Here is a 25,846-nt window from a genome sequence, read left to right on the forward strand (position 1 = left end):
GCATTCCTTTTGGTTAACGAATCACTTTTTAGTGGCGTCTGCGGTGACGGCGACTTTCTTGGTGTCGGCAGCTGCTTTGGCCGGTGTCGTTTTCTTTGCCGGCGTTGCGGTTTTAGCGGGTGCTTTCTTCGCAGTGGCTTTCTGGGCCGGAGCCTTTTTAGTGGCAGGCACAGTCGCTTTTTTCGCGGCTGGCGCAGGAGTGACCGGTGTGGCCACAGGCTTGATGTCCTTGGCCGCGATCATGGTCACCGGCGCAGGGGCCGGCATGTTGTACTTGCTCAACAGCGCCACCATGGTGTTTTGCGGGGTCACCAGCAATTCCACGCGACGATTCAAGGCACGGCCTTCGACGCTGTCGTTGGCGGCACGCGGGGCTTCACCGCCCATGCCGCGCAGCATCAAGCGATCACGCTGCAAACCGCTGAGACGGAAAATCGCGGCTACCGCTTGTGCACGCTCCTGGCTCAGTTTCACGTTGGCCGGTGCAGCACCCGACGTATCACTGTGACCGAGTACCAGCACGGCAGTTTTTGGGTCGACCTCGAGGATTTTCGCAACACGCGTGAACGGGCCGAGGGTGACCGGCAGCAGCATGGCAGGACGGTCCGGGTTAAAGGAGCCTTCTACCGGCGCGATCACCACCAACACGTTTTCACGGCGTTCAAGTTTCAGGTTGCTGTCCTTGATCGCTTCACGCAGGCGCGGCTCGTAATCGTCGAGCCAGGCCTGGGTGACTTTAGGGTCTGGCATCGGTACGGCTTTGGCGCCGCTCTGCTCCTTACCACCGAACGGCCACCACCAACTGTTACCCGTCTCAGCCTTGGCCACCTGGGTCGGTTTGGCTTCAGGTTTCACTTCCGGCTTTACAGCAGCCTTGTCGACAGCGTCATCGGAACCGAACGGCCAGTACCAAGGGCTGGTGCTTTCGGCTTTGGCAACCGGGGCCGTGGCAGCAGGTTTGAGTGGGACCGGAGCCGGAGTCGGTTCTTTAGCGGCGACTTTGTCGGAGGAGCCGAACGACCACCAGCTACCGCCATCGGAATCACTTTTTGGTGTCTGTGCACAACCGGTGATAGCAAAGCACAGGGCCAGGGCGAGGGTTTGTTTGGATGACATTGGATATCCACAAATATGAAGTAATGAAAAGTCAGACCGAACCGGCCTGCACAAACTGACGCTTTGAAGCCGAAAACACTGTCGGGTTCCGGTTGCGGAACCCTCGAGCGGGTTTTACAGACAAGTGGCCAATACTCGCGCAAGCTTTTGCGCGCGTGGATCCATCAAGACGTACGGCCCCAGGGTATTTGTCACAAAGCCGAAGGCCACATCGTATTCCGGGTCGGCAAAGCCGATGGAGCCGCCAGCGCCCGGATGCCCGAACGCGCGCGGGCCGAGGCCGTAAGTCGCGTTAGGTACGTCCGGTTGATCGAGCATGCACCCCAGACCGAAGCGGGTCCGGGTCAATAAAGTCTTGTCTTCGCCAAGGCTGTGTTCGCGGGTCAGCTCCTCGAGCATTTCGCTTTCCAGCAGACTGCCGTCGAGCAGGCCGGCGTAGAAACCTGCCAGGCTACGAGCGTTGCCGTGACCGTTGGCGGCAGGTTGCTGCATGCGCCGCCACTCGGGCTTGTTGGTGCTGGTCATGATCGACGGCGGGTTGATGAAGGCACGCGTGGTCATGGCTGTCGGCTCGCGCAGGGTCACTTGCAGCAGGCGTTGGGCAGCGGCGTCGCCGACGTTCCCCTTGCCTCGGGCGATATGCGCCACGCGGTGGAATTCTTCATCGGCCAGGCCGACATGGAAATCCAGTCCCAAAGGCTTGGCCACACGCGCCACGATGGACTCGCCCGGCCCACGACCGTCGGCACGTCGCAGCAACTCGCCGACTAGCCAGCCGTAAGTGATCGCGGCGTATCCGTGGCCTTGGCCCGGCGTCCACCAGGGGGCTTCGGCCGCCAGGGCATCGACCATGGTTTGCCAGTCGTAAAGGGCTTCCGGGGGCAGCAATTCACGTAACGCTGGCAAGCCGGCTTGATGGCAGAGCAATTGACGCAGGGTTACGGATTCTTTGCCGGCTGCAGCAAATTCAGGCCAGTAACGCGCAACCGGGGCGTCCAGTTGCAGCTTGCCTTCGGCCACCAACTGCAGGGCCGTGACGGCGGTGAAGGTCTTGGTGCAGGAGAACAGGTTGGCGATGGTGTCGCTGTGCCAGGCTTCGCTGCCATCCTTGTCGGCGGTACCGGACCAGAGGTCGAGGACGGTTTCACCGCCAACCTGGATGCACAAGGCTGCGCCACGTTCCTGAGGATCGTCGAACAGCGCCGCGAACGCTTCGCGCACTGCTTCGAACTTGAGCTCGTAATGACCCTGAATCTGCACCCGCATTGCTCCCGGATATTCGCTATACAAAGTGGCCCGCATTGTTCCAGCCATTAGCCGTTTTGGGAACAGTGTTGGGCTGGGCGGTTACCTATTGAAATGACTCCCCACAGGAAGCCTCAGTGACCTTGGCCGGAATGCCCACCGGCACCCTTGCCCGGGCCTTTGCCGGCCTCGGCCTTTCTGCCGCCTTCAGCATCGTGACTGGCTTTGTCTGCCTCGGTCGCAGCCTTCTCGGCCGCTTTGCCCAATTGATCCACCGTCGCCAGGTTGCTCTTGCGCACCGATTCGACAAAACCCTGGAACGGCAGATCGGTGATACCCACCAGCCCGAAGTGACCATTTTCGCCATCCAGCAAACGCCCGGTCACCGGTTGATCGAGGAACTGGAACCAGTGCACGCCGACAATCGACGGTTCGCTCAACGCCTGTTTCAGGAAGTTCGCGTAGGCCGGCCCACGGTCTTCTTCCTTGGCCAATGGCGTCACGCCGCCCCAGAACGGGCCGCGATCCGCCGAGCCCACGTTGAACTCGGTGATCAACACCGGTTTGTCCAGACTGCGCAGTTTGGCGAAGTCATAACCGTCCTGCGGTTGCAGGGTGTACATGTTGAAGCTCAGCACATCGCAATACTGTGCGCAGGACTCCACGGCTTCCGGGGTGCTGACGGCGAAACGACCGCCCAGCAACAGCTGGTTCGGCGCGTGCCATTTGAGCGAGTCGGAGAGGGTCTTGAAGTAGGTATCCGCAAAAACTTTCTGGAAGTATTTGAAGTCGGCCTCGATTTCCGGGTGTTCGGCGCTCGGCAGCGGTGGCACGAAGCCTGGGTCTTCCATCAATTCCCAGGCCGGCAAGTCAATGCCCCAGGCTTTGGACAGACCGGCCTGATTGCGATACTTGTCGCGCAGTTGCTTGAGAAACGCGCGTTTGGCCGGCACGTCGGTGGTCATTTTCAAGGTGCCATAGGCCAAGGCGTAACGGGCTTTTGGATCGTCACCAGGACCAGCCCAGGCCAGTTCATTGTCGGCGTAGTAGCCGATCAGCCATGGATCGTCGCGATGGTCGCGGGCAGCAATGGCCACGGCGCGCTCGGTGGCCATGGCAAAACGCGGGTCGAACGGGTCGGGCATGCCGCCCCACCAGTCGGTGCCGGTGCTGATACTGGCGTAATCGCCGACGATCGACAGCGGCAAGGTGTACGCCACGCGGTCGGCGTTGGCCAGCGCCGGGGCGCTCCAGTTGCCAACGGTGTTGAAGCCCCAGGCTTGCAGGCGATCAAGCGTGTGACTGGCCCAGCGTTGTTCATCAACCAGCGCTTTGCAGGGTTCGGCAGGTTTTTGCTCAATCGCTTTTGCGGCGGACGCATCAACAGCGTCGGCCTTGACGGCTTCGGCGACACCGGACTCGGCCGTCGAAGGCACGACGGGTTGCTCGGCAGCTCTGTCGGACGTGGCTTCTACCGCGTCAGCCTTGGCCGCTTGCGCGACACCTGCCTTGGTGTCGCTGCCCTGTGCGCAAGGTGCGCCGTACAGACGTTGCAGGTTGGCACCATAAAAGTCGTACCACTGGCCGGCGTTGTAGCCACGACCCTGATCGGCGCCGTTGCCGCCACGGTTATCGCCTTCGCCAAAGTGGCTGACCAACGGCTCGTCGGATTTTGGCAGGGACTCGAACATCCACTCCCGGCCGGCGACGTAAGTCTGGTTGACGTCCGGGGCAACGGTATTGACCCCAAGTGAATAGAACGGGTGCCCTTGCGGGGTCACCAGGTACCAGCGACCGTCACGCTTTTCGGTTCGAAAAAAACCGCTGGCCTTAAACGTCGGGCCTTTGGTCCAGCCACCAAACGTATCCAGGGAAGATTTTTCGCGCTCGGCCAGCCAGGTTTTCAGTTGTTGCTGTTCCTTGGCGGCGGCGCTTTTCAGTTGCTCATCGCTGCTGACCTTTTCTGGCCATTTGGCCCGTGTCGACTGGCCGTAAGCATCCACCAGTCCGCCATAAACGGCCCGTGTCACAGCCTCTCCGTCTTGCACACCAAAACGTTCCAGCAAGATGTTCTGCGCCACTTTCGGTTGATCCATCGACAAGGTCACCGACACCACTTGGCTGCGATCCAGGTCACCGGCGCTGCTGGCCAACAAAATGCGCTGCCCGTCGACCGTCATCGGCATCGGCGGCCCGGCTTTCATGCCCTGACTCAAGGGGGAGCTTGCCACCAGCGGCACCAGCAAGGTCTGCGCAGGGCCCGCCGGCAAATCGACACGACTGAACAGTGTCTTGCCGTCATTGCTCTGGATTTTCACGTACAGGGTCACGGCCCAGTCCATCGCGCTCTGAATCCGCAGGCTCATGACGCCCGACTGGGACCAGTCCCAGGCCCCCGTTTGCGGGGTCAAGCGCAAACTCGGCTGAGCCACCGGGTTGAACGTGACCCGGCGCAACACTTCGCCTTCGGCTGTTTGCTCCGCATTGGATTGCGGCAGGCTGGCATCCTGAGTCGCCACCTGGACCACGTCGGCAGGGCGGACAAAGTTGAACAGCGTCTGCTGGCCAGCAGGGGCCGCCAGCAAAGGGGCTGCGAACATCAGGGCAAATACAGCGGGTAACGAACGGCGAATCATAGGAACGTGGTTCTCCCTAACGACCTTCAATGGGCCAATGGAAAAGCGATGGCAGAGAGATAGACAACGCGGCGGGCAAATGTGCCCACCGGTGTATCAGGAAATTTCGCGGCGGAAGGGCGGCAACGCATTGAGGATGGCTTTGCCATAACGCTGGGTGACCAGACGCCGGTCGAGCAAGGTGATGGTGCCCCGGTCTTCCTCGGTTCGCAGCAAACGACCACAAGCCTGGACCAGTTTCAGCGAGGCATCCGGCACGGAGATTTCCATGAATGGATTGCCGCCTCGCGCTTCGATCCATTCCGCCAACGCCGCTTCGACGGGATCGTCCGGCACCGAGAATGGAATCTTCGCGATCACCACGTGTTCGCAGTAAGCACCGGGCAAGTCGACGCCTTCTGCAAAACTCGCGAGGCCGAACAGCACACTGGAATCCCCGCCATCGACACGCGCCTTGTGCTTGTTCAACGTTTCCTGCTTCGACAGGTTGCCTTGAATGAACACTTGCTTGCGCCAGTCGCGGTCGAGGCCGTCGAACACGTCCTGCATCTGTTTGCGTGAGGAGAACAGCACCAGCGTGCCTCGCGAGCCTTCAACCAGGTCCGGCAAATCGCGAATGATCGCCGCCGTGTGAGCTGGCGCATCCCGTGGATCGGCTTTCAGATCCGGCACCCGCAGCACGCCGGCATCGGCATGGTGGAACGGGCTCGGGACCACGGCGGTCACGGATTTTTTAGGCAGGCCGGCGCGCATGCGGAAACGGTCGAACGTGCCGAGCGCAGTCAAGGTTGCCGAGGTCACCAATGCGCCGTAAGCCACGTTCCACAGGTTGCGCCGGAGCATTTCCGCCGCAAGGATCGGGCTGGCATTGACCTCGATGTCGAACAGCGAACCGCTTTCGGCCAGCGTCAGCCAACGCGCCATGGGCGGATTGTCTTCCGGGTCTTCGGCGGTGAACGCGACCCACAATTCCCAATTGCCCGAGGAGCGCGACAACAGGCTGCCGAACAGTGGATACCACTCTTCGGCCTGATTACTGGCGATGCCGATGTTGACCTCGCCGTCCATGCCTTCCTTGAGCAACTCGGTGAGCCGGGTGAACAGGTCGGTCAGGCGGGCAAAGCCCTTCTTCAACTCGATGCCCATCTCGCGCATGTGCTCGGGAACCACCCCGCCGACGAAGCGGTGACGCGGCCGTTCCCGGCCTTCGACGTCTTCGCCCGGCTTGAAATCGGCAACCTGTTCACACGCGCTGAACATGAACTGCTGTTGGGTCTTGATCTCGCGGGCCAGTTCCGGCACTTGTTCGATCAGCTTGCCCAAGTCGCCCGGCAGCGGGTGCTGGGCCAGCAGTTTGGTGAGGTTTTTGGCGGTGGTTTCCAGCCAGTCGGCCGTGGAGCGCAGGCGCGTGTAATGGGCGAAGTGGCCGATGGCCTTGTCCGGCAGGTGATGACCTTCGTCGAAGACGTAGAGGGTGTCTCGTGGGTCGGGAAGCACCGCACCACCGCCCAGGGCCAGGTCAGCCAGCACCATGTCGTGGTTGGTCACGATGACGTCAACCTTGCCCATGCCTTCGCGGGCCTTGTAGAAGGCGCACTGGCCGAAGTTCGGGCAATGACGGTTGGTGCACTGGCTATGATCGGTGGTCAAACGCGCCCAGTCGGCATCTTCCAGGGCGGTGGACCAACTGTCGCGGTCGCCATCCCATTTATTGCCGGCGAGTTTTTCGATCATGCTGGTGAACAGCTTCTGACTGGCCTCGTCGACCTCGATCTTGAAGCCTTCTTCTTCGAACAACTGCGCGGTAGCGGTTTGCGCGTGACCTTCTTGCAGCAACATGTCGAGCTTGGACAGGCACATATAGCGCCCACGTCCCTTGGCCAATGCGAAGCTGAAATTCAGCCCGCTATTGCGCATCAGGTCGGGTAGATCCTTGTAGACGATCTGCTCTTGCAGGGCCACGGTGGCCGTGGCGATCACCAGGCGTTTGCCGGCAGCCTTGGCGGTAGGGATCGCCGCCAGGCTGTAGGCCACGGTTTTGCCGGTACCGGTGCCGGCTTCCACCGCGACAATCGCGGGGTCGCCACTGCGCCGGCCTTCGTCATCGGTGTCGATGTCCCCGAGAACCTTGGCAATTTCGGCGATCATCAGGCGTTGACCGTAGCGCGGCTTGAGGCTCTTGGCTTCGAGAAAACGCGAGTAGGCGCCCTGGATCGTGGTTTTGAGTTCGGTGCTGATCATGGATTGTCGGGCGCAAAAAACGCTGGATAAATTTTCAGTAGTTCGGTTCGGCCGCTATCATACCCCGCTAATGAATCCCGCGCAGAACGGAGTACCTCAATGACACCTTTTGGCATCGTTTATACCCTGCATGTCCTGTCCGCCCTGGGGTGGGTGGGCGGCATGTTTTTCGCCTGGATGGTCTTGCGTCCCGCTGCCGTGAAGGCGCTGGAAGGCCCCGCGCGGTTGAAGCTGTGGGTGGAAGTGTTCCAGGGTTTTTTCCGCTGGGTCTGGGTCGCGGTGGTGCTGTTGCCGATCAGTGGTGTCGGCATGATTCATCTGCAATTCGCCGGTTTCGAGGCCGCACCGCGCTATGTGCAGGTGATGATGGGGCTGTACGTGGTGATGACGGCGCTGTTTATCCGGATTCAGGCGTTGATGCTGCCGGAGTTGCGCACAGCGGTGACGGCACAGGATTGGCCGGCGGGTGCTGCGGTACTCGGAAGGATTCGACGGTTGGTGGGGATCAATTTGATCGTGGGTCTGTTGTTGGTGGCCATTGCCGCGGCCCGGCCGATGTTCTGAGTCGATCGTTCCCACGCTCTGCGTGGGAACGAGCAACCGGTCGTTCTTTAGAGACGCTGAATCGTCACCGAACCCGCCGCGCCGGCAGGACCAGGCTGGCCGTCCGCACCCGAACGGCCACTTTTGCCGCCATCAGTCTTGTACACGAGACAGCCTTTGGCTTTGCCACCTGCTCCAGGCTTGCCGCCAGGACCTGCCAGGCCACCGGCACCGCCAGCGACCTGCACCTTGATTTTATCCGCCGGGTAATCGCGCGGCACTTCCAGCCTTACCAGCGCACCTGCGCCCCCCGGCTGACCATCACTGCCGTTGCTGCCATCGGCGCCGTGACCGGCCTGCCCCCAGGTGCAACCCGCTGCCTGGCCATTGGCGCCATCAAGACCAAAAAAACCTGGTGCACCGGCGCCGCCACGAGCATCGACCGACAATTGCGGGGCATTCAACGCCTTGATCTGCAAGTTCAGGTTGCGTCCCGAGCGTGCAGCCTTCTGGAAACTTCCCGGTGCGCCCCTCGCGGTAATCTGGCTGCCTTCAGACATTTCGGCGCGATGGACTTTCAGCTCCAGCGCTTGCTCACTCGGCACAATGGCAATTCGCGCTTCACGCCCCAGGTGCAATTCACCCACCGTCACTTCGGTCACGTTCGAAGGGATCAACAGCGTGGCGTAATCGGCGACTTCCAGACGCTCCAACTGCAGCGTGCTGGCCGTGTTGGGCAAGCGCATCAACGAGTTGGCTTCGACACTGACAACCTGAGCGCAGGCCAATGGACTGATAAAAGCGGCGAGCAGACAGAGATTACGCATGGGAAGCCTTCGATGCGGAGGGAGCCGGGATGGTTTGCAGGTGGAACACGCCGAACAGGGCAATCTTGAGGCGATCGCGCCAAGGGTGGGCACGGCCTTTGAGGCTGCGGTTGCAGAACACCAGTTCCAGCAGATGGAGCAGTGCCAGCAGACCACCCGCCAGATTGACCAACAGGTGCAGCGGATAAATGAATGGCATGAGCAGATTGACCAGCACCATGCACCAGAACAGCAGGGTCAATAGCTTCCCCAGCCCCCAAAAAACCTTCATACGCTCCCCCGCTGATCATTATTCTTTGCGCGCACAGTAACGGCTTGTGCGAGGGGTGCGCCAGAGGGCAACGGAAAAATCTTCATGAAGTCCGCCGAATGGCCATCGGCCCGCCGCATTGACCGACCGATGGCTCTAGCTAGCGGCTTAGCGGTTGATGTGCAATTCCACGCGACGATTTTTCGCGCGGCCTTCATCAGTATCGTTATCGGCCACAGGCTCACTTTTGCCCTTGCCTTCACTGGTGATTTTGTTCGGGTCCAGGCCTTGGTCCATCAGATAGGCCGCCACGCTGGTGGCACGACGTTCCGACAAATACTGGTTGTAGACATCCGAACCGACGCCGTCAGTATGTCCAACGACCTTGATACTCACCACATCGGCACTTTGCAGTTTGGGCATCAACGCGTCCAGCTCACTCTTGGCAGCGGGAGTCAGGTCGGATTGGTTGAATGCAAACAACACGTTGCCCGCATCGCTGAGGGTGACGACTTCCGATTGTGCAGGTTCGGCAGGCGCGCTGACCGGGGTTTGCGGCAACGGACAACCGTGATGTTCAACGGGCGTGTTGGCTGGTGTATCGGGGCAACGATCACGTCGATCGAAGACGCCATCGCCATCTTCGTCGCCATCCTGTGCATAACAGATCAAGCCACCGGTCAAGATTCCGAGCGCTGCGCCTCCGGCCGCCCAACTGCCACTTTCGATAGCGCCCAAACCACCTCCGACCAGTCCGCCAATGAGACTGCAGATCGGCCAGGTACGTTGATTGAGGGGGGCGGTGCCATCACTGTGAGTAGCGCAACCGGTCAGCAGGCTGCCAAGCAGCAGAACCGGCAAGACGGTCCTTGTGAGAACGCTCATATTGAAAGCTCCTGTGTTACCGGCTTATACCGGTTACACAGGAGTAAAGACCCGCATCCGCGACTATACAAGCCGCGGAGCGGACGAGATTTAACGGTTGATTTTGATTTCCGTGCGACGGTTCTGCGCGCGGCCGTCAGCGGTTTTGTTATCGGCAACCGGCTGGCTTTCACCGGCACCGACGACAGACACGAAGCTGCTGCGTGGTACGCCTTCCTGGATGAGGTATTCAACCACCGAGTGAGCGCGTTTATCCGACAGTTTCTGGTTGTAGGTATCGCTACCCACGCTGTCAGTATGACCAGTAACGGTCAGTTGAGCGGTAGGCGCTTCCGCTTTCAGGCGAGTCGCAATCTTGTTGAGTACCTCCTTGTCCGATTCGGTGAGTGTGGCTTTATCAAACTGGAAGTGAACATCGCGGATGACGATGGTTTCTTCCTTGACCACAACGGCTTCCTCGACCACGGGTGCCGGTGGAGGGCAACCGTTGGCATCGACGGTCACGCCATGAGGTGTGCCCGGGCACTTGTCGCGGCTGTCCGGTACACCATCACCATCTTCGTCGCCATCACCGTGCACCCAGCAATAGGCTGCTGCCGTGCCGCCGACAAGCAGCGCACCATAGCCTGCCCATGCCGAGCTCTCGGTCGCGCCGAGACCCGCACCCACGACACCTCCGACCAGTGCACAGGTCGGCCAGTCGGTTTTCTGCAAACCTGCGCAACCAGTCAACACACTGGTGAGCAGAACCAAGGGTAATGCTGTCCGAACTATGCTCATCTAGTTTTCTCCTGAGGGATCGGCTTAGAACCGATTCAGGTAGTAAAGACCCGAGTTTTAAACTCCGCCAGCAATAGGCCATGGCTGTTTCATCTCGCATTGACGCCAGATTGGCGTATTTGCTGCAAACCCGCTCTAGGCCCGCACGTTCGGGCAGGCTAGTCTTGGCGTTCTGAATGAGGATCTTTGATGATTGCAGGTATTTCTTCGCGCACGCCCCAGCAAGCATTGGCCGCTTTGCTGGATCGCTACGCCCCCGCGCAGCTGTTGCTGATCGGCGCCAGTGAGTTCCCCGCGCTGGAAGCTTTCAAGCTTGCCCATCCGGATACATGTGTAGCGCACGCAGCACCGGGCCCCTTGCCAGAGGAACTGGCGGCACGTCGCTTTGATCTGGCGCTGGCCGTCGACTGCCTCGAACATTTGCCCAAGCGCGATGGCCTGAACCTGCTCGGCGGGATTCGCAACCTCAACGCCAGTCGTATTGCCGTGCTGGCGGACTTGTCGGCCAGTGGTTGGCAGGAGACGGATTTTTTCTCTCTGGCCCTGCAAGCCAGCGAACGCTTCCAGCGCGACGAACAGGTTTTGACCCTGTTTACCTACGATCTGCTTGAATACAAACAAGTACCCGACTGGCTCAATTCACGCTTTTGGGCCAATCCGGAAAACTTCGGGAAATACTGGTGGTAATGCAATGAGTACATCCATTTGCCCTTGCGGCAGCGGCACCCTGCTTGATGCCTGCTGCGGTCATTACCACGCAGGGCAACCGGCGCCCTGTGCCGAAGCCTTGATGCGTTCGCGCTACAGCGCCTACGTGCTGGGGTTGATCGACTATCTGGTGGCAACCACCCTGCCCGCCCAACAGGCCGGCCTGAATCGTCAGTCCATCAGCGACTGGAGCGCCCAAAGCACCTGGCTGGGCCTGGAAGTGGAAAGCTCAGAGGTATTCGGCGGACAACCGGAACACGCCTTCGTGACCTTCACCGCGCGCTGGCACGATGGCGGTGGTGAACATAGCCACCGCGAGCGTTCGTCATTTGTGCAGAACGCCGGCCACTGGTACTTCATCGACCCCACCGTGACACTCAAGACCGGACGCAATGACGCCTGCCCCTGCGCCAGTGGGCAAAAATTCAAGAAGTGTTGCGCGGGGTATTTCAACAGTTGAGTGACACCCTGTAGCAGCTGCCGAAGACTGCTACAGGTTCAAGGGAGATACACGACCATGATCACCCGGCGACACACACTTTATCTGTTCAGCCTGCTCCTGTTTCTGGGGCTTACAGGGTGTGCGTCCTGGTTTGACGACGATGAACCGGACCCCGAGGTGCATCTGGTCAAGGTCGAACTCGTGCGGGCAAAACTGTTGGAGCAAAAATTTCTCCTGCACTTTCGTATCGACAACCCCAACGACAGCGACTTGACCGTGCGCGGCCTTGAATACCGGATTCACTTGGGCGACATCCTGCTGACCGAAGGCGAGCATGATCACCGGTTTACGGTGAGCCCCAAGCACAGCGCCTATTTCAAAGTGCCGATCCATACCAATCTGTGGCCCAAGGTGCGAGACCTGGTGAAAATGCTGAAAAAACCCGATCAACCCATCCCCTATCGTCTGGAAGGTGAACTGAAAACCGGTTTTTTCATCCCTCACGACGTGCACCTGGCGCGCAATGGCGTGATAATCCCCGCCGATTTAATTCCGGAGCGAACCCGATGACCCAGCAACCCCATGTCCATGGCCCTGACTGCAACCACGATCACGACCATCACGACCACCATGATCACGACCATGGCCATGTTCACGGCCCGAACTGTGGCCACGCCCACCAGGAACCGGTGCGCAATGCCCTGAAGGACGTCGGCCGCAACGACCCTTGCCCATGCGGCAACGGCAAGAAATTCAAGAAGTGCCACGGCGCTTGATGCTTCGGGCGAAAGTTTTTTTCGCCTGTTGAATCATCTTCGCGAGCGAGCCTGCTCGCGAAGAGGCCCCAAAGATCAATCTCAAGCCAGGATCTGCGCAGTACTCACCACCGTCGCATATTCGCCCTGCAAATTCCCCAGCGACATCGCATGCACGTCCTCGGCTGAACGCACGTTTCCAAAATAGTCCGCCTTGTCGAAGGTAAAGCACGCATCCTCCGCAACCCACGTTTCAAACCCCAGATTACCGGCGGTTCGCGTCGTGGACTCCACCGAGTTATGGGTCGCCACGCCAACAATCACCAGTTGAGAAATCCCCACGTCACGCAAACGACCCTCCAGCCCCGTGGCACAAAAGGCATCCGGCACCTGTTTCTGGATCAATTGTTCGCCGGCCTGTGGCTCAAACCGCTCCTGGAATTCCACGCCTGACTGTTGCGGCCAGAACACCGAATCCGGTGAACGAGACAGATGCTGCACATGAATCACCGGTCGCCCGGTTCGACGCCAATGGCTCAATAAATCCAGAATCCGCGCCTCGGCCTGAGGATTATTTCGGCGACCGAGCCCGGGATGCAAAATACCTTTTTGTTGATCGATGATGATCAGCGCTGCGTTGGTCTTGAGCTCCATGCCGGTTTTTCTCAAACAGTAGTGATTGAATTTCACACACTTCAGCATCACCTCTTCTTACAGGCAAGGCATACCCATGCAGAGCGTGGGAACGACCGTCATAAAGAAATAACCCCGTCGCCGCTTGCGCGCCCTCCTCCTGCTCACTAACGTAGCGCCTTTATTGCGCCTTTACCCCCGCAGGAGCTTTGCCATGGCCTCGCCAGCCCTCACACATTTTCTTCCCCGGTTCGGCGTTGCCGCAGCAGTGGCCGGTGTTTTGAGCCTGACCGGTTGTCAGACCTGGAACGCTCAGGACACCCTCCCGCCCACCACCGGCGTGCAGCCGCTCAAGGGGCTGGCGCAGAATGTTTCGGTGCGCCGCAATGCCATGGGCATGCCGCTGATCGAAAGCAACAGCTTCCACGATGCGTTGTTCGCCCTGGGTTACGTTCACGCCAGTGACCGCATCACGCAAATGGTCACCCTGCGCCTGCTGGCCGAAGGTCGCCTGGCAGAAATGTCCGGTGCCGACCTGTTGGACGCCGACCGCTACATGCGCGCGGTCAATCTGAAGAAAAACGCCGGTGAGTTGTACAAAGCCTCTTCGCCGCGTCTCAAGCGCTTCTTCGAAGTGTATGCGCGCGGCGTCAACGCCTACCTGTTCCGCTACCGCGACAAGCTGCCAGCCGATCTCGCGGCCACCGGTTACAAGCCTGAATACTGGAAACCGGAAGATTCGGCGCTGATTTTCTGCCTGTTGAATTTCAGCCAATCCGCCAACCTGCCGGAAGAAATTTCCTCGCTGATGCTGGCTCAGACTGTCACCACCGACAAACTTGCCTGGCTGACACCGTCCGCGCCCGATGAAAAACTGCCACTGGCCGAAGCCGAAAAACTTCAGGGCATCAAGCTCAACGGCGCCATCCCGGGGCTGGCTGAAATCAGCAAGGCCACCGGCCAACTGTCCGACCTGAATCTGTCGGGCACGACCTCGTCGAACAACTGGGCGATCGGCCCGCAACGCAGCCGCAGTGGCAAAAGCCTGCTGGCCAGCGACAGTCATGGCCCCTTGGGCGTGCCGTCGCTGTTCAGTTACGTGCAGATCCGCGCGCCGAAATATCAGGCTTCGGGCGTGACCATTGCCGGTTTACCGATGGTGCTCGGTGGTTTTAACGGCAAAGTAGCCTGGAGCATGACCACCGTCATGGGCGACAACCAGGACCTGTTCCTGGAAAAGATCAAACGCCAGGGCAACGGCCTCACCTATGAAGTGGCCGGCAAATGGCAACCAGCGATCGTGCGTAACGAAACCTACTTCGTCAAAGGCCAGCGTCCGATTCGCGAAGTGGTGTACGAAACCCGTCACGGTCCGCTGCTCAATAGCGCCCAAGGCACGACGCTGGCCAATGGTTTCGGCCTGGCCCTGCAAATGCCGAACTTCACCGACGATAAAACCCTGGATGCGTTTTTCGACCTGTCCCGCGCCCAGACCGTCGAGAAAGCGTCGGACGCCAGCCGCGAAATCCGCGCCATCGCCCTGAACCTGGTCTTCGCCGACGCCAGCAACATCGGCTGGCAAGTCACCGGTCGCTACCCGAACCGCCGTGAGGGCGAAGGCCTGTTGCCGTCGCCGGGCTGGGAAGGTCGCTACGACTGGGACGGCTACGCCGATCCGATGCTGCACCCTTACGACCAGGACCCGGCGCAAGGTTGGCTCGGCACCGCCAACCAGCGCGTCATTCCCCATGGCTACGGCATGCAATTGTCCAATTCGTGGGCGGCACCGGAACGTGGCGAGCGTATGGCCGAATTGGCCGGCGCGGGTAAACACGACACGCGCAGCGTGATCGCGATGCAATACGACCAGACCACCACGTTCGCCGCCAAACTGAAGAAAATGTTTGAAGCACCGGGCATGTCCCAGCCGCTCAAACAGGCGATCGAAGCGCTGCCGGATGCCGATCGCGGCAAGGCTCGCGAGGCCTATACCCGCCTGATGGCGTTCGACGGCAAGCTCAGCACGACCTCTGCCGATGCAGCGATTTATGAATTGTTTCTGCAAGAAAGCATGAAACAGATCTTCCTCGACGAACTTGGCCCGCAAAGCAGCCCGGCGTGGAAGGCCTTTGTGGCCAACGGCAAGTTGTCCTACGCCGCTCAAGCCGATCACCTGCTGGGGCGCGAAGACAGCCCGTTCTGGGATGACGCGCGCACACCGCAGAAAGAAGACAAGCCGGCGATCCTCGCCCGCAGCCTGGCAGCGGCGATCAACGCCGGTGACAGTCAGTTGGGTGGCAATCACAACGCCTGGCAGTGGGGCAAACTGCACCGCTATGAATGGAAAAACGCCAGTGGCCAGACCGTTCGCGGTCCCGTTGCGGCGGGCGGTGACCACACCACGCTCAACACGGCGGCCTTCGCCTGGGGTGAGGACTTCAACACCACGCAGGCGCCGGCCATGCGCTTTATCGTCGACTTCGGCCAAGCCGAACCGCTGATGGGCCAGAACGGCACCGGCCAGTCGGGCAACCCGGCAAGCCCGCACTACCTCGACAGCATTGATCCATGGCTCAAAGGGAATTACATGAGCCTGCCGATGCAACCGCAGAACTTTGACAAGGTGTACGGCAAGACTCAATTGACCCTGGCTCCGGGCAAATAACCTCCGATCACTGTAGGCGTAAAGATCGTTCCCACGCTCTGCGTGGGAATGCGGCTCGTGACGCTTTGCGTCACTGGACGCGGAGCGTCCCTTGAGGCGTTACCACGCGGAGCGTGGGAACAATCAACACCCTTGAAAAAACAATAGAACTTCTGGCTTCACGCCAACCTCATAGCTAACAAGTCCCTCCATTTTGGCAACAGCATGGAACTTGTTATCGCGCGTCCTGAAGGTTTGTACTGCCCGGCCGGGGATTTCTACATCGACCCGTGGCGCCCCGTCGAGCGCGCAATCATCACCCATGCTCACAGCGATCATGCCCGAAGCGGAAATCGTCACTACCTGACGGCGTCAGCCGGCGAAGGCATCCTGCGTGCTCGCCTGGGTGCAGACATCAATCTGCAAACCCTGCCTTACGGCCACGCCTTGAAACATCATGGCGTCACCGTCAGCTTTCACCCCGCCGGGCACGTGCTCGGCTCGGCCCAGGTGCGACTGGAATACGGCGGCGAGGTCTGGGTCGCCTCGGGGGATTACAAGACCGAAGCCGACGGCACGTGTGCGCCCTTCGAGCCGGTGCGGTGCCACACCTTCATCACCGAGTCGACCTTCGGCCTGCCGATTTATCGCTGGCAACCTCAGGCGCAGGTGTTTGCCGAGATCAATCTGTGGTGGCAGGCCAACGCCGCCGCCGACAGGGCCAGCGTGCTGCTCTGCTACTCATTAGGCAAAGCGCAGCGCATTCTCCATGGCATCGACGCCCTTCTCGGCCCGATTCTGGTGCATGGCGCCGTGGAGCCGATTAACCAGATGTATCGCCAGAGCGGCGTTTACCTACCGCCCACTCTCTATGCCGGCGAGGTAAAAAAGAGTGACCCGATGATGCGTAAAGCCCTGATCATCGCGCCGCCATCCGCGGGCGCCAGTACCTGGATGCGTCGTTTCGGTGAGTACAGCGACGGCTTCGCCAGCGGCTGGATGCGCTTGCGTGGCCCCCGTCGGCGGCGCGGTGTCGATCGGGGATTCGTGCTCTCCGACCATGCCGATTGGCCGGGCCTGCTCTGGGCGATTGAACAAACCGGGGCCGAGCGGGTGATGGTGACGCATGGCTCGGTCGAGGTTCTGGTGCGCCACCTGCGTGAACAAGGTCTCGATGCACAGGGTTTCAACACCGAGTACGGCGACGACGAGGAAGAAAACACCCTGATCGCCCCCCAGAAAGACAAGGTGTTGGCATGAAGGCGTTCGCCGAGTTGTATGCCGAACTCGACGCCACCACGTCGAGCAACGCCAAGCTGGCGGCCATGCAAATCTACTTTGCTCAGGCCTCGCCGCAAGATGCCGCGTGGGCCGTGTACTTTTTAGCCGGAGGACGCCCTCGGCAATTGGTGCCCGTGCGCATATTGCGAGAGTTGGCGGTGACCGTTTCCGGCCTTCAACCCTGGCTGTTCGAAGAGAGTTATCAGGCGGTGGGCGATCTGGCAGAAACCATCTCACTGGTGCTGCCCGTAGCCCACCACCGTTCCACTGAGGGACTGGCGACCTGGATCGAAGACAAGCTGCTGCCCTTGCGCGGCGAATCCCCCTCTGTACTCGCCCAGCAATTGCCCACGCTCTGGTCGCAACTGGATCGCGCCAGCCTGATGCTCTGCATCAAACTGATCACCGGCAGTTTCCGTGTCGGCGTTTACAGGCAACTGGTGACCCGAGCCCTGGCAGCCATGGCCGGGCTCGACAGTAAACGCGTGGCCCAGCGAATGGTCGGTTACACCGACTTATCTAATCGCCCGAGCGCTGCCAGCTACCTGAAATTGATCGCGGCTGAGTCCGGTGATGAACACGCGCAGCGCGGGGGGCAACCTTATCCGTTCTTCCTGGCCCATGCCTTGTCGCAACCGGCCGGGCAATTCGACGCATTGCTCGGCCCCGCCAGCCAATGGCTGGTGGAGTGGAAATGGGATGGCATTCGCGCGCAAGTGATCAAGCGCGACGGGCGTTTGTGGATCTGGTCGCGGGGCGAGGAATTGGTGACCGAACGCTTCCCTGAGTTTGATCACCTCGTGCACGGCTTGCCCGACGGCACGGTGATCGACGGTGAAATCGTGGCATGGAAATCCGCGCCTCACGGCACCGATGCCAGCCTGCCCGGCATTCCCGCCGTGCAACCTTTCGCCTTGTTGCAACAGCGCCTTGGACGCAAAACTCTCGGCAAGAAAATCCTCGAAGAGGTGCCCGTGGTGATCCTCGCCTACGACCTGCTGGAATGGCACGGCGCGGATTGGCGCAATCAATCGCTGGCCAAGCGTCGCACTCAGTTGGAAACGGTCGTAGCCACCTGTAACAGCCCGGTGTTACTCGCCTCACCAGTGCTCATCGGTGAGAACTGGCTGGGCCTCGCCCAACAAAGGGAGGCCTCCCGCAGTCTCGGCGTCGAAGGCATGATGCTCAAAGCACGGAATTCGCTGTACGGCGTCGGCCGGACCAAGGACATGGGCGTGTGGTGGAAATGGAAAGTCGACCCGTTCAGCGTCGACGCGGTGCTGATTTATGCCCAGCGTGGCAACGGACGACGGGCGAATCTTTACAGTGATTACACCTTCGCGGTCTGGGATGGCCCACCCGATGCCAGCGAACGCACGCTGGTCCCCTTCGCCAAGGCCTATTCAGGGCTGACCGACGAAGAATTGCGCCAGGTCGACAGCATCGTGCGCAAAACCACGGTGGAAAAATTCGGCCCGGTCAACAGCGTGAAACCCAGCTTGGTGTTCGAGTTGGGATTCGAAGGCATTGCCCTTTCAAAACGCCACAAGAGCGGAATTGCCGTGCGCTTCCCCAGGATGTTGCGCTGGCGTCAGGACAAGTCGGTTGAGGACGCTGACGACCTCGGCACATTGCAAAAATTACTGGGCTGACCCACTGGTTTTTGTGTCCGCTCGAACAAAGTTGGTGCACCCCACTCATCAAGCCCGTTTTCGTGCACAATTCCTGCGCCGTCACTTCTTGTATGACCTTTTAAAACGCTTGTTCGGGACTCTGGTTCGGAAATTGCTACTTTCATTAGGTCTTACGCTTTCCAGTAACAATAATTCTGCGCCACAAGCGCTCATATTGGTTCTTAGGGATTGAATAATGAAAAAAGCATTGCTGACCCTTTCTGCACTGGCTTTGTGCATGGCTGCCGGCTCCGCGCTGGCCAAGGAATACAAAGAGCTGCGTTTTGGTGTTGACCCTTCCTATGCACCTTTCGAGTCCAAAGCGGCCGACGGTAGCCTGGTAGGCTTCGACATCGATCTGGGGAACGCGATCTGCGCCGAGCTGAAGGTCAAATGCAAATGGGTCGAAAGTGACTTCGATGGCATGATTCCAGGCCTCAAAGCCAACAAATTCGACGGTGTGATCTCGTCGATGACCGTTACCGAAGCCCGTGAAAAAGTCATCGACTTCTCCAGCGAGCTGTTCTCCGGCCCAACGGCCTACGTGTTCAAGAAAGGTTCTGGCGTGACGGCGGACGTCGCTTCGCTCAAGGGCAAAACCGTCGGCTACGAACAAGGCACCATTCAGGAAGCCTATGCCAAAGCCGTTCTGGACAAGGCCGGCGTGAAAACCCAGGCCTACGCCAACCAGGATCAGGTCTACGCCGACTTGACGTCCGGTCGTCTCGATGCAGGGATTCAGGACATGCTGCAAGCCGAACTGGGCTTCCTGAAGTCGCCACAAGGCGCCGACTATGATGTCAGCAAGCCAGTCGACAACGCTTTGCTGCCAGCCAAAACTGCCGTCGGCATTAAGAAAGGTAACACCGAGCTGAAAGCACTTTTGGATAAAGGTATCAAAGCGTTACACGATGATGGCACCTACGCCACCATCCAGAAGAAACACTTTGGCGATCTGAATCTGTTCAGCGGCAAATAATGCCCGGCGCCCATCTCGCGATGGGCGCTTTTTTCATCCGATCAGGTTGCTGATTTATGTTCGAAAACCTATTACAAAATCTGGGGCTCTCTGCCTTCAGCCTCAAGGGCTTCGGTCCGTTGCTGATGCAAGGCACCTGGATGACGATCAAGTTGTCGGCGTTGTCGCTATTGGTAGCCGTGTTGCTCGGGCTACTCGGTGCCAGTGCCAAGCTGTCAAAAGTCAAACTGATGCGCGTGCCTGCCCAGCTTTACACCACACTTATTCGCGGCGTTCCGGACCTGGTCCTGATGCTACTGATTTTCTACAGCCTGCAAACCTGGCTGACGTCCCTGACCGATTACATGGAATGGGAATACATCGAGATCAACCCGTTCAGCGCCGGGGTCATCACCCTGGGCTTCATCTATGGCGCGTATTTCACCGAAACCTTCCGTGGCGCGATTCTCGCCGTCCCACGGGGTCAGGTCGAAGCGGCCACCGCCTATGGCCTCAAGCGCGGCCAGCGTTTCTGGATCGTGGTGTTCCCGCAGATGATGCGTTATGCCCTGCCGGGTATCGGTAACAACTGGATGGTGATGCTCAAGGCCACGGCCCTGGTCTCGATCATCGGCCTTGCCGATCTGGTCAAGGCTGCCCAGGACGCCGGCAAAAGCAGCTATCAGCTATTTTACTTCCTGGTACTTGCCGCGCTGATCTACCTGGTGATCACCAGCGCGTCCAATTTCATTCTGCGCTGGCTTGAACGTCGTTACTCCGCCGGTACCCGGGAGGCCGTACGATGATCGAACTTCTGCAGGAATACTGGAAACCTTTCCTCTATAGCGACGGCAACAACATCACCGGCCTGGCCATGACGATGTGGTTGCTCAGCGCTTCGATCTTCTTCGGTTTTATCGTGTCGATTCCGCTGTCCATCGCCCGGGTGTCACCGCACTTCTACATCCGTTGGCCAGTGCAGTTCTATACCTATCTGTTTCGTGGCACGCCGCTCTATATCCAGCTATTGATCTGTTACACGGGGATCTACAGCCTGGCCGCCATTCGGGCTCAGCCGGTACTGGACGCATTCTTTCGCGATGCGATGAATTGCACGATCCTGGCCTTCGCCCTGAACACCTGCGCCTACACCACGGAAATTTTCGCCGGTGCCATTCGCAGCATGAACCACGGTGAAGTCGAAGCCGCCAAGGCTTATGGCCTGACCGGCTGGAAGCTGTATGCCTACGTGATCATGCCGTCAGCCCTGCGTCGCTCGTTGCCGTACTACAGCAACGAAGTGATCCTGATGCTGCACTCGACCACCGTGGCGTTCACCGCAACCATTCCGGACATTTTGAAAGTCGCTCGGGACGCCAACTCGGCGACCTTCCTGACCTTCCAGTCGTTCGGCATCGCTGCGCTGATCTACCTGACCGTGACCTTTGCGCTGGTCGGCCTGTTCCGCCTCGCCGAACGCCGATGGCTGGCCTTCCTCGGGCCGACCCACTAGGACCCGCTTTAGGAATAAAGAAACATGCGCCACCAGACTCATGACTTGCTGGCCCCAGTACCGGGGACTGCACGACAGATCCACAGTTTCCATTACGGCCCTGCATCGGCCAAAGGCAAGATCTACATCCAGTCGTCACTGCATGCCGATGAACTGCCCGGCATGCTCGTGGCCTGGCACCTCAAGCAACGCCTGGCGGAACTGGAAGCCGCCGGCCGGCTGATCAGCGAAATCGTGTTGGTGCCCGTGGCCAATCCGGTCGGCCTGGAACAAGTGCTGATGGAAGTCCCTCTGGGCCGCTTCGAACTGGAAAGCGGTCAGAACTTCAACCGCTGGTTCATCGATCTGAGCGAAGCAGTCGGCAATGAAATCGAAGGCCAACTCAGTGACGACCCGCAGCGCAACCTCGAGTTGATCCGCGAAAGTTTGCGCAACGCCCTCGCCCGGCAGACCGCCAGCACTCAACTGCAATCCCAACGCCTGACGCTGCAACGCCTGGCCTGCGATGCAGACATGGTGCTGGACCTGCACTGCGACTTCGAAGCCGTCGCGCACCTCTACACCACACCGGAAGCCTGGCCGCAGGTCGAGCCGCTGGCGCGCTACATCGGTTCCGAGGCGAGTTTGCTAGCCACCGATTCCGGCGGCCAATCGTTCGACGAATGTTTCACCCTGCTCTGGTGGCAATTGAAGGAGCGCTTCAGCGAGCGCTTTGACATTCCGCCGGGCAGTTTCTCGGTGACCGTCGAATTGCGCGGCCAGGGTGACGTCAATCATCCGCTGGCCAGCCTCGATTGCCAGGCGCTGATCGAGTACCTGATTCACTTCGGCGCCATTGCCGGCGAGCCGGCTCCGCTGCCCGAACTGCCCTACCCCGCCACACCGTTGGCGGGCGTCGAACCGGTAGCCACACCGGTCGGCGGCTTGCTGGTGTTCACCGCACTGCCGGGGGAATACCTGGAAGCCGGGCAACTGATCGCCGAAATCATTGACCCGATCAACGATCGCGTCACCCCCGTTCATTGCACCGCCGCCGGGTTGATGTACGCCCGTTCGCTGCGGCGCATGGCCACTGCAGGCATGGTGATCGCGCACGTCGCGGGCGCCGAAGCCTATCGCAGCGGCTACCTACTTTCGCCTTGAGGATGCATGCCCCATGTACAAACTGACGATCGAAGGCCTGCATAAAAGCTATGGCGATCACGAAGTCCTCAAAGGTGTTTCGCTCAAGGCCAACACCGGCGACGTCATCAGCCTGATCGGCGCCAGCGGCTCGGGTAAAAGTACGTTCCTGCGTTGCATCAACTTTCTCGAACAGCCCAACGACGGCGCCATGAGCCTGGACGGCCAGAACATCCGCATGATCAAGGATCGTCACGGCATGCACGTGGCCGATGCCGATGAACTGCAACGGATCCGTACCCGCCTGGCCATGGTGTTCCAGCATTTCAACCTGTGGAGCCATATGACGGTGCTGGAAAACATCACCATGGCCCCGCGCCGGGTGTTGGGCTGCAGCAAAGAAGAGGCCGAAGACCGCGCCCGGCGTTACCTGGACAAGGTCGGCCTGGCCGCCCGCGTCGCCGACCAGTACCCGGCTTTCCTGTCTGGCGGTCAGCAGCAGCGGGTCGCCATTGCCCGGGCGCTGGCCATGGAACCGGAAGTCATGCTGTTCGACGAACCGACGTCGGCGCTCGACCCGGAACTGGTGGGTGAAGTATTGCGCGTGATCCAGGGCCTGGCCGAAGAAGGCCGGACCATGATCATGGTGACGCACGAAATGAGTTTCGCCCGCAAAGTCTCCAGCCAGGTACTGTTCCTGCACAAAGGGCTGGTGGAAGAAGAAGGCGCGCCGGAAGACGTGCTGGGCAATCCGAAGAGTGAGCGGCTCAAGCAATTCCTCAGCGGCAACCTGAAGTAACGCCGAGCCTCATCCCCACAACAAAAAATGGCCAGTCAGCTGACGTCTTTACGGACATCAACTGCACTGGCCATTTTTTTTGGCGGCAGATCAGGCGACAGGCGCCGGAGGTGGCTCATCCGGCAGGGTGGGTTCGCCAGGTTCCGTCGGTTGTTCGTTCGGGGTATCGGGGTCTGGTTGACCGGGGATGCCCCCCGCCATGCTGACGGGTGGATGTGCCAACAAGGACCAGGCCAAAACGCCAATCTGATTGGGCTCAAGCCTTGCCAGCTCGGCACTTATTCGCGGATCGATCTTCATAAAGCACTCCTGAGCAATGGCCCCGTCCGCTGTGCGCGAACCGGGCAGTACACCCCATAGAGTGTCTACCCGCTCAGGAATTCCCGCTGACTGGCCAGATGAACGGATCAGGTGCGCGGCAGGGTAACGCCGAGCTGGCCCTGGTACTTGCCACCACGGTCCTTGTAGGAGACTTCGCACTCTTCGTCGGATTCGAAGAACAGCATCTGTGCGACGCCTTCATTGGCGTAGATCTTCGCCGGCAGTGTCGTGGTGTTGGAGAACTCCAGCGTCACGTGTCCTTCCCACTCAGGCTCAAGCGGCGTCACGTTGACGATAATGCCGCAACGCGCGTAGGTGCTTTTACCCAGGCAGATGGTCAGCACGTTGCGCGGAATACGGAAGAACTCCACGGTGCGCGCCAATGCGAAGGAGTTTGGCGGAATGATGCAAACATCGCTTTTGACGTCGACGAAGCTCTTCTCGTCGAAATTCTTCGGATCAACGGTCGCCGAGTTAATGTTGGTGAACACCTTGAACTCATCGGCGCAGCGCACATCGTAGCCGTAGCTCGAAACGCCGTAGGAAATCACACGCTCGGCGCCTTCGCCACGCATCTGGCGCTCAACGAAGGGGTCGATCATGCCGTGCTCTTGCGCCATGCGGCGAATCCACTTGTCCGATTTGATGCTCATGGCGTGTGTCCTGAATAGCGAGGTGGAAAAATTCTGTCCGGCATCTTACCGGGCGCGCGCCCCGGGTTCAAAGTCCGGGGCATAATTCTCCCCGCTCCCCCGTGAATTCAGGACCTTTCGCCCAATCCAAAGGACCGTCAGTCCTGAAAAGAGAGAAACCTTCGCAAGAAGCATTGGCACGTCCCGGAAAAAGGGTTAAGGTGGCGCCACTGTGCTGCTTGTGTCACTGAGAATCTCTACACGATATGTTGAATTTCGATCCAACCATCTACAAGAATTTTTCCTGCTCTTTGCACTCAGTCTCGGCCAGGGTTCTTCCTGAGTCGCAGTTATCTTTGTTCAAGGAGTTACACCATGTCTAATCGCCAAACCGGTACCGTTAAGTGGTTCAACGATGAAAAAGGCTTCGGCTTCATCACTCCACAATCCGGTGACGACCTGTTCGTTCACTTCAAAGCTATCCAATCCGACGGCTTCAAAAGCCTGAAAGAAGGCCAACAGGTTTCTTTCATCGCTACCCGCGGTCAGAAAGGCATGCAAGCTGAAGAAGTTCAAGTTATCTAACTTGTACTTGCTTTAGTAAAAAGCCCCGCCCTTAAAAGCGGGGCTTTTTTGTGCCTGACGGTTTTTCAGGCAAAAAAAATCGCAGCCCCATGGCTGCGATTTTTGCGTCTTACCAGGCCACGCCAAACCCTGCGGTATAGCGCGTCTTGCTCAGGTCGCTGTCATCGGTACCGCTGATGATATCCCGCTCCGCCTTGAGATTGAGCGAAGCCCAGTCTGTCACCTTGTATCGCAATCCCATTTCAGCATCCAGCGCGTAATCCGCCACACCCGACAACGGCTTGGCCACCTCACCATGGGTAAAGAACTCCACCGTCTTGCCGACCAGGTAACGGTTGTAATCCCACTTCATCGCCAGGGCATAGAAGTTATCCTTGTTGCCGTCCGAGAACTCATAGTCCGTGCGGTTGACCAGCGACCCCAAGGAGAATGCACCCAGCTCGTCGTCCCAGAACTGGTAACCAGGGCCTGTACCGACAGTGCGTTGACGGGAAAGGTCTTCGACTTTGTCGCGCTTGTACACCAGTCGCCCCTCCCAGAACCATTTCTCGGTCAGGAAGCGGTCGAGCGAGTATTCAGCACGCCAGTTGTCCGCGGTCACATCTCCATCCTGGAATTCGCGGTTGTATTCACCTTCCGCGATATGCCGCCAGCGGCCATGACGCGCCGTGGTCCTGAAGTCGACGTCATAATCGTTGGTGTCGTTCTCAGCCCTCTGGTAGTCCAGCGCCAAGTCGACGTTACCCTTCCACACCAAATCCTCGACCACCGGCTTGGGCTTGAGAATTTGCTGGATACTGGCCAATTCCACCGTCTTCGGCGCGTCGCCATTGGCCAGCGTGACCTTACCGTCCTCTGCCGCACGCAACGACTTGGCCTTCTCGCCGGTATAGGCATTCTGTTTGACCAGCAATTCCTGATCACTCTCCAGGGTTTTGACCTGTTTCCAGTCGATCGGGATCGCACCGGCGTATTCGGTCTGGATCACCAGCTTGCCGCCATCGAACAGCGTGATCTTGCCGCTCAACTTGTCACCGTTTTTCAACCAGACAGTATCGGCGAGCACCGGCATGGAAGCGCTCAGGACAGCGAGACAGAGCAGTGTTCTGGACAACATAAGTAAATACACGCTCAAGATTGCGAAAAAAAATCGTCATTATCCTTACTGACAAGGCCCAGACAAGGACTGACTCGACTAATTCTATTGAGTTCATTTCTCAATCCCTGATCCCGGACTTACTCTACAAACGGTAACGC

26 protein-coding genes are annotated in these 25,846 nt (G+C 59.3%); 14 read left to right on the forward strand and 12 right to left on the reverse strand.

Going from position 1 to position 25,846, the window contains the following annotated elements; all coding sequences use genetic code 11:
* Window positions 1-21: 21 nt before the first annotated feature.
* The 4 genes from BMS17_RS08475 to dinG all read right to left on the reverse strand — a co-directional run bounded on the left by BMS17_RS08475 (window position 22) and on the right by dinG (window position 7,238).
* The gene (locus tag BMS17_RS08475) at window positions 22-1,116 is read right to left on the reverse strand and encodes an OmpA family protein (RefSeq protein ID WP_046029326.1); all 1,095 of its coding nucleotides are present in this window, start codon (window positions 1,114-1,116) and stop codon (window positions 22-24) included.
* Window positions 1,117-1,230: 114 nt separating this feature from the next.
* Window positions 1,231-2,376, reverse strand: coding sequence for an EstA family serine hydrolase (locus BMS17_RS08480; protein ID WP_046029641.1), 1,146 nt, complete (start codon window positions 2,374-2,376; stop codon window positions 1,231-1,233).
* 119 nt (window positions 2,377-2,495) lie between these two features.
* Complete coding sequence (locus BMS17_RS08485) at window positions 2,496-4,997, reverse strand: beta-galactosidase (protein ID WP_077430773.1); 2,502 nt, start codon at window positions 4,995-4,997, stop codon at window positions 2,496-2,498.
* 96 nt (window positions 4,998-5,093) lie between these two features.
* Entirely contained in the window at window positions 5,094-7,238 is a 2,145-nt protein-coding gene (gene dinG, locus BMS17_RS08490; protein ID WP_046029323.1) for an ATP-dependent DNA helicase DinG, read from the reverse strand.
* Window positions 7,239-7,337: 99 nt separating this feature from the next.
* Here dinG and BMS17_RS08495 point away from each other — a divergent pair, with 99 nt between their 5' ends.
* A complete protein-coding gene (locus BMS17_RS08495; RefSeq protein ID WP_077430774.1) occupies window positions 7,338-7,802 on the forward strand; it encodes a CopD family protein in 465 nt (154 codons plus the stop codon).
* Between the two features lie 47 nt (window positions 7,803-7,849).
* Here the strand turns inward: BMS17_RS08495 and BMS17_RS08500 are convergent, their stop codons facing one another.
* From BMS17_RS08500 to BMS17_RS08515, 4 genes are all read right to left on the reverse strand, one after another.
* Entirely contained in the window at window positions 7,850-8,608 is a 759-nt protein-coding gene (locus tag BMS17_RS08500) for a hypothetical protein (RefSeq protein WP_046029320.1), read from the reverse strand.
* Window positions 8,601-8,879 carry a DUF1145 domain-containing protein gene (locus tag BMS17_RS08505; protein WP_046029318.1) on the reverse strand — a complete coding sequence of 93 codons (279 nt, stop codon included), beginning with the start codon at window positions 8,877-8,879 and terminating at the stop codon, window positions 8,601-8,603. Before BMS17_RS08505 ends, BMS17_RS08500 begins: the two co-directional genes overlap by 8 nt.
* A 147-nt stretch (window positions 8,880-9,026) precedes the next feature.
* Window positions 9,027-9,743 carry an OmpA family protein gene (locus tag BMS17_RS08510; RefSeq protein WP_046029316.1) on the reverse strand — a complete coding sequence of 239 codons (717 nt, stop codon included), beginning with the start codon at window positions 9,741-9,743 and terminating at the stop codon, window positions 9,027-9,029.
* Window positions 9,744-9,833: 90 nt separating this feature from the next.
* Window positions 9,834-10,523 (reverse strand): OmpA family protein, encoded by a 690-nt coding sequence (locus BMS17_RS08515; RefSeq protein ID WP_046029314.1) that lies wholly within the window; start codon window positions 10,521-10,523, stop codon window positions 9,834-9,836.
* Window positions 10,524-10,712: 189 nt separating this feature from the next.
* Here BMS17_RS08515 and BMS17_RS08520 point away from each other — a divergent pair, with 189 nt between their 5' ends.
* From BMS17_RS08520 to BMS17_RS08535, 4 genes are read left to right on the forward strand one after another with little or no spacing between them, the layout of a single operon-like run.
* Window positions 10,713-11,210, forward strand: a complete 498-nt coding sequence (locus BMS17_RS08520; RefSeq protein WP_046029312.1) for a DUF6231 family protein — start codon at window positions 10,713-10,715, stop codon at window positions 11,208-11,210.
* Between the two features lie 4 nt (window positions 11,211-11,214).
* Window positions 11,215-11,691 carry a YchJ family protein gene (locus BMS17_RS08525; protein ID WP_046029310.1) on the forward strand — a complete coding sequence of 159 codons (477 nt, stop codon included), beginning with the start codon at window positions 11,215-11,217 and terminating at the stop codon, window positions 11,689-11,691.
* 57 nt (window positions 11,692-11,748) lie between these two features.
* Window positions 11,749-12,243, forward strand: a complete 495-nt coding sequence (locus BMS17_RS08530) for an LEA type 2 family protein (protein ID WP_077430775.1) — start codon at window positions 11,749-11,751, stop codon at window positions 12,241-12,243.
* A complete protein-coding gene (locus BMS17_RS08535; RefSeq protein WP_007906737.1) occupies window positions 12,240-12,449 on the forward strand; it encodes an SEC-C metal-binding domain-containing protein in 210 nt (69 codons plus the stop codon). The genes BMS17_RS08530 and BMS17_RS08535 overlap by 4 nt, the downstream gene beginning before the upstream one ends.
* A gap of 81 nt (window positions 12,450-12,530) precedes the next feature.
* Here BMS17_RS08535 and BMS17_RS08540 read toward each other — a convergent pair whose 3' ends face one another.
* On the reverse strand, window positions 12,531-13,082 hold the full coding sequence (locus tag BMS17_RS08540; protein ID WP_046029639.1) for a cysteine hydrolase family protein: 552 nt from the start codon (window positions 13,080-13,082) through the stop codon (window positions 12,531-12,533).
* A 193-nt stretch (window positions 13,083-13,275) separates the two neighbouring features.
* Between BMS17_RS08540 and BMS17_RS08545 the strand changes: the two genes are divergently transcribed.
* The 8 genes from BMS17_RS08545 to BMS17_RS08580 all read left to right on the forward strand — a co-directional run bounded on the left by BMS17_RS08545 (window position 13,276) and on the right by BMS17_RS08580 (window position 23,051).
* Window positions 13,276-15,726, forward strand: a complete 2,451-nt coding sequence (locus BMS17_RS08545) for a penicillin acylase family protein (RefSeq protein ID WP_077430776.1) — start codon at window positions 13,276-13,278, stop codon at window positions 15,724-15,726.
* Window positions 15,727-15,930: 204 nt separating this feature from the next.
* Window positions 15,931-16,965 (forward strand): ligase-associated DNA damage response exonuclease, encoded by a 1,035-nt coding sequence (locus BMS17_RS08550; protein WP_046029307.1) that lies wholly within the window; start codon window positions 15,931-15,933, stop codon window positions 16,963-16,965.
* On the forward strand, window positions 16,962-18,638 hold the full coding sequence (locus BMS17_RS08555) for an ATP-dependent DNA ligase (RefSeq protein ID WP_077430777.1): 1,677 nt from the start codon (window positions 16,962-16,964) through the stop codon (window positions 18,636-18,638). Before BMS17_RS08550 ends, BMS17_RS08555 begins: the two co-directional genes overlap by 4 nt.
* 217 nt (window positions 18,639-18,855) lie before the next feature.
* Window positions 18,856-19,638 carry a transporter substrate-binding domain-containing protein gene (locus BMS17_RS08560; RefSeq protein WP_046029303.1) on the forward strand — a complete coding sequence of 261 codons (783 nt, stop codon included), beginning with the start codon at window positions 18,856-18,858 and terminating at the stop codon, window positions 19,636-19,638.
* Window positions 19,639-19,694: 56 nt separating this feature from the next.
* On the forward strand, window positions 19,695-20,423 hold the full coding sequence (locus tag BMS17_RS08565) for an ABC transporter permease (RefSeq protein WP_046029301.1): 729 nt from the start codon (window positions 19,695-19,697) through the stop codon (window positions 20,421-20,423).
* Window positions 20,420-21,130, forward strand: coding sequence for an ABC transporter permease (locus tag BMS17_RS08570; RefSeq protein ID WP_046029299.1), 711 nt, complete (start codon window positions 20,420-20,422; stop codon window positions 21,128-21,130). The genes BMS17_RS08565 and BMS17_RS08570 overlap by 4 nt, the downstream gene beginning before the upstream one ends.
* A gap of 24 nt (window positions 21,131-21,154) precedes the next feature.
* Window positions 21,155-22,273 (forward strand): succinylglutamate desuccinylase/aspartoacylase family protein, encoded by a 1,119-nt coding sequence (locus tag BMS17_RS08575; RefSeq protein WP_046029297.1) that lies wholly within the window; start codon window positions 21,155-21,157, stop codon window positions 22,271-22,273.
* Between the two features lie 13 nt (window positions 22,274-22,286).
* Complete coding sequence (locus BMS17_RS08580) at window positions 22,287-23,051, forward strand: ABC transporter ATP-binding protein (protein ID WP_046029295.1); 765 nt, start codon at window positions 22,287-22,289, stop codon at window positions 23,049-23,051.
* Window positions 23,052-23,141: 90 nt separating this feature from the next.
* On the opposite strand, the gene BMS17_RS08585 is transcribed toward BMS17_RS08580, so the two are convergent.
* Window positions 23,142-23,351: a hypothetical protein gene (locus tag BMS17_RS08585; protein WP_007947208.1), complete on the reverse strand. Its 210-nt coding sequence runs from the start codon at window positions 23,349-23,351 to the stop codon at window positions 23,142-23,144.
* Window positions 23,352-23,458: 107 nt separating this feature from the next.
* Window positions 23,459-24,025: a dCTP deaminase gene (gene dcd, locus BMS17_RS08590; protein ID WP_046029293.1), complete on the reverse strand. Its 567-nt coding sequence runs from the start codon at window positions 24,023-24,025 to the stop codon at window positions 23,459-23,461.
* Between the two features lie 354 nt (window positions 24,026-24,379).
* Between dcd and BMS17_RS08595 the strand changes: the two genes are divergently transcribed.
* Window positions 24,380-24,589 carry a cold-shock protein gene (locus tag BMS17_RS08595; RefSeq protein ID WP_002554837.1) on the forward strand — a complete coding sequence of 70 codons (210 nt, stop codon included), beginning with the start codon at window positions 24,380-24,382 and terminating at the stop codon, window positions 24,587-24,589.
* 109 nt (window positions 24,590-24,698) lie between these two features.
* Here the strand turns inward: BMS17_RS08595 and BMS17_RS08600 are convergent, their stop codons facing one another.
* On the reverse strand, window positions 24,699-25,706 hold the full coding sequence (locus BMS17_RS08600; RefSeq protein WP_046029292.1) for a DUF481 domain-containing protein: 1,008 nt from the start codon (window positions 25,704-25,706) through the stop codon (window positions 24,699-24,701).
* Between the last annotated feature and the right edge of the window lie 140 nt (window positions 25,707-25,846).

The sequence above is a fragment of the Pseudomonas sp. C9 genome (genome assembly GCF_002000165.1).
In the GTDB taxonomy this organism is placed as follows: Bacteria; Pseudomonadota; Gammaproteobacteria; order Pseudomonadales; family Pseudomonadaceae; genus Aquipseudomonas.

Coding starts and splice junctions, on each gene's coding strand:
- BMS17_RS08570 (WP_046029299.1), top strand. CDS start 20,420: ATGATCGAACTTCTGCAGGAATACTGGAAACCTTTCCTCTATAGCGAC.
- BMS17_RS08485 (WP_077430773.1), bottom strand. CDS start 4,997: ATGATTCGCCGTTCGTTACCCGCTGTATTTGCCCTGATGTTCGCAGCC.
- BMS17_RS08520 (WP_046029312.1), top strand. CDS start 10,713: ATGATTGCAGGTATTTCTTCGCGCACGCCCCAGCAAGCATTGGCCGCT.
- BMS17_RS08600 (WP_046029292.1), bottom strand. CDS start 25,706: ATGTTGTCCAGAACACTGCTCTGTCTCGCTGTCCTGAGCGCTTCCATG.
- BMS17_RS08510 (WP_046029316.1), bottom strand. CDS start 9,743: ATGAGCGTTCTCACAAGGACCGTCTTGCCGGTTCTGCTGCTTGGCAGC.
- BMS17_RS08540 (WP_046029639.1), bottom strand. CDS start 13,082: ATGGAGCTCAAGACCAACGCAGCGCTGATCATCATCGATCAACAAAAA.
- BMS17_RS08475 (WP_046029326.1), bottom strand. CDS start 1,116: ATGTCATCCAAACAAACCCTCGCCCTGGCCCTGTGCTTTGCTATCACC.
- BMS17_RS08580 (WP_046029295.1), top strand. CDS start 22,287: ATGTACAAACTGACGATCGAAGGCCTGCATAAAAGCTATGGCGATCAC.
- BMS17_RS08585 (WP_007947208.1), bottom strand. CDS start 23,351: ATGAAGATCGATCCGCGAATAAGTGCCGAGCTGGCAAGGCTTGAGCCC.
- BMS17_RS08555 (WP_077430777.1), top strand. CDS start 16,962: ATGAAGGCGTTCGCCGAGTTGTATGCCGAACTCGACGCCACCACGTCG.
- BMS17_RS08560 (WP_046029303.1), top strand. CDS start 18,856: ATGAAAAAAGCATTGCTGACCCTTTCTGCACTGGCTTTGTGCATGGCT.
- dinG (WP_046029323.1), bottom strand. CDS start 7,238: ATGATCAGCACCGAACTCAAAACCACGATCCAGGGCGCCTACTCGCGT.
- BMS17_RS08500 (WP_046029320.1), bottom strand. CDS start 8,608: ATGCGTAATCTCTGTCTGCTCGCCGCTTTTATCAGTCCATTGGCCTGC.
- BMS17_RS08530 (WP_077430775.1), top strand. CDS start 11,749: ATGATCACCCGGCGACACACACTTTATCTGTTCAGCCTGCTCCTGTTT.
- BMS17_RS08535 (WP_007906737.1), top strand. CDS start 12,240: ATGACCCAGCAACCCCATGTCCATGGCCCTGACTGCAACCACGATCAC.
- BMS17_RS08525 (WP_046029310.1), top strand. CDS start 11,215: ATGAGTACATCCATTTGCCCTTGCGGCAGCGGCACCCTGCTTGATGCC.
- BMS17_RS08495 (WP_077430774.1), top strand. CDS start 7,338: ATGACACCTTTTGGCATCGTTTATACCCTGCATGTCCTGTCCGCCCTG.
- BMS17_RS08565 (WP_046029301.1), top strand. CDS start 19,695: ATGTTCGAAAACCTATTACAAAATCTGGGGCTCTCTGCCTTCAGCCTC.
- BMS17_RS08595 (WP_002554837.1), top strand. CDS start 24,380: ATGTCTAATCGCCAAACCGGTACCGTTAAGTGGTTCAACGATGAAAAA.
- BMS17_RS08545 (WP_077430776.1), top strand. CDS start 13,276: ATGGCCTCGCCAGCCCTCACACATTTTCTTCCCCGGTTCGGCGTTGCC.
- BMS17_RS08515 (WP_046029314.1), bottom strand. CDS start 10,523: ATGAGCATAGTTCGGACAGCATTACCCTTGGTTCTGCTCACCAGTGTG.
- BMS17_RS08575 (WP_046029297.1), top strand. CDS start 21,155: ATGCGCCACCAGACTCATGACTTGCTGGCCCCAGTACCGGGGACTGCA.
- BMS17_RS08505 (WP_046029318.1), bottom strand. CDS start 8,879: ATGAAGGTTTTTTGGGGGCTGGGGAAGCTATTGACCCTGCTGTTCTGG.
- BMS17_RS08550 (WP_046029307.1), top strand. CDS start 15,931: ATGGAACTTGTTATCGCGCGTCCTGAAGGTTTGTACTGCCCGGCCGGG.
- dcd (WP_046029293.1), bottom strand. CDS start 24,025: ATGAGCATCAAATCGGACAAGTGGATTCGCCGCATGGCGCAAGAGCAC.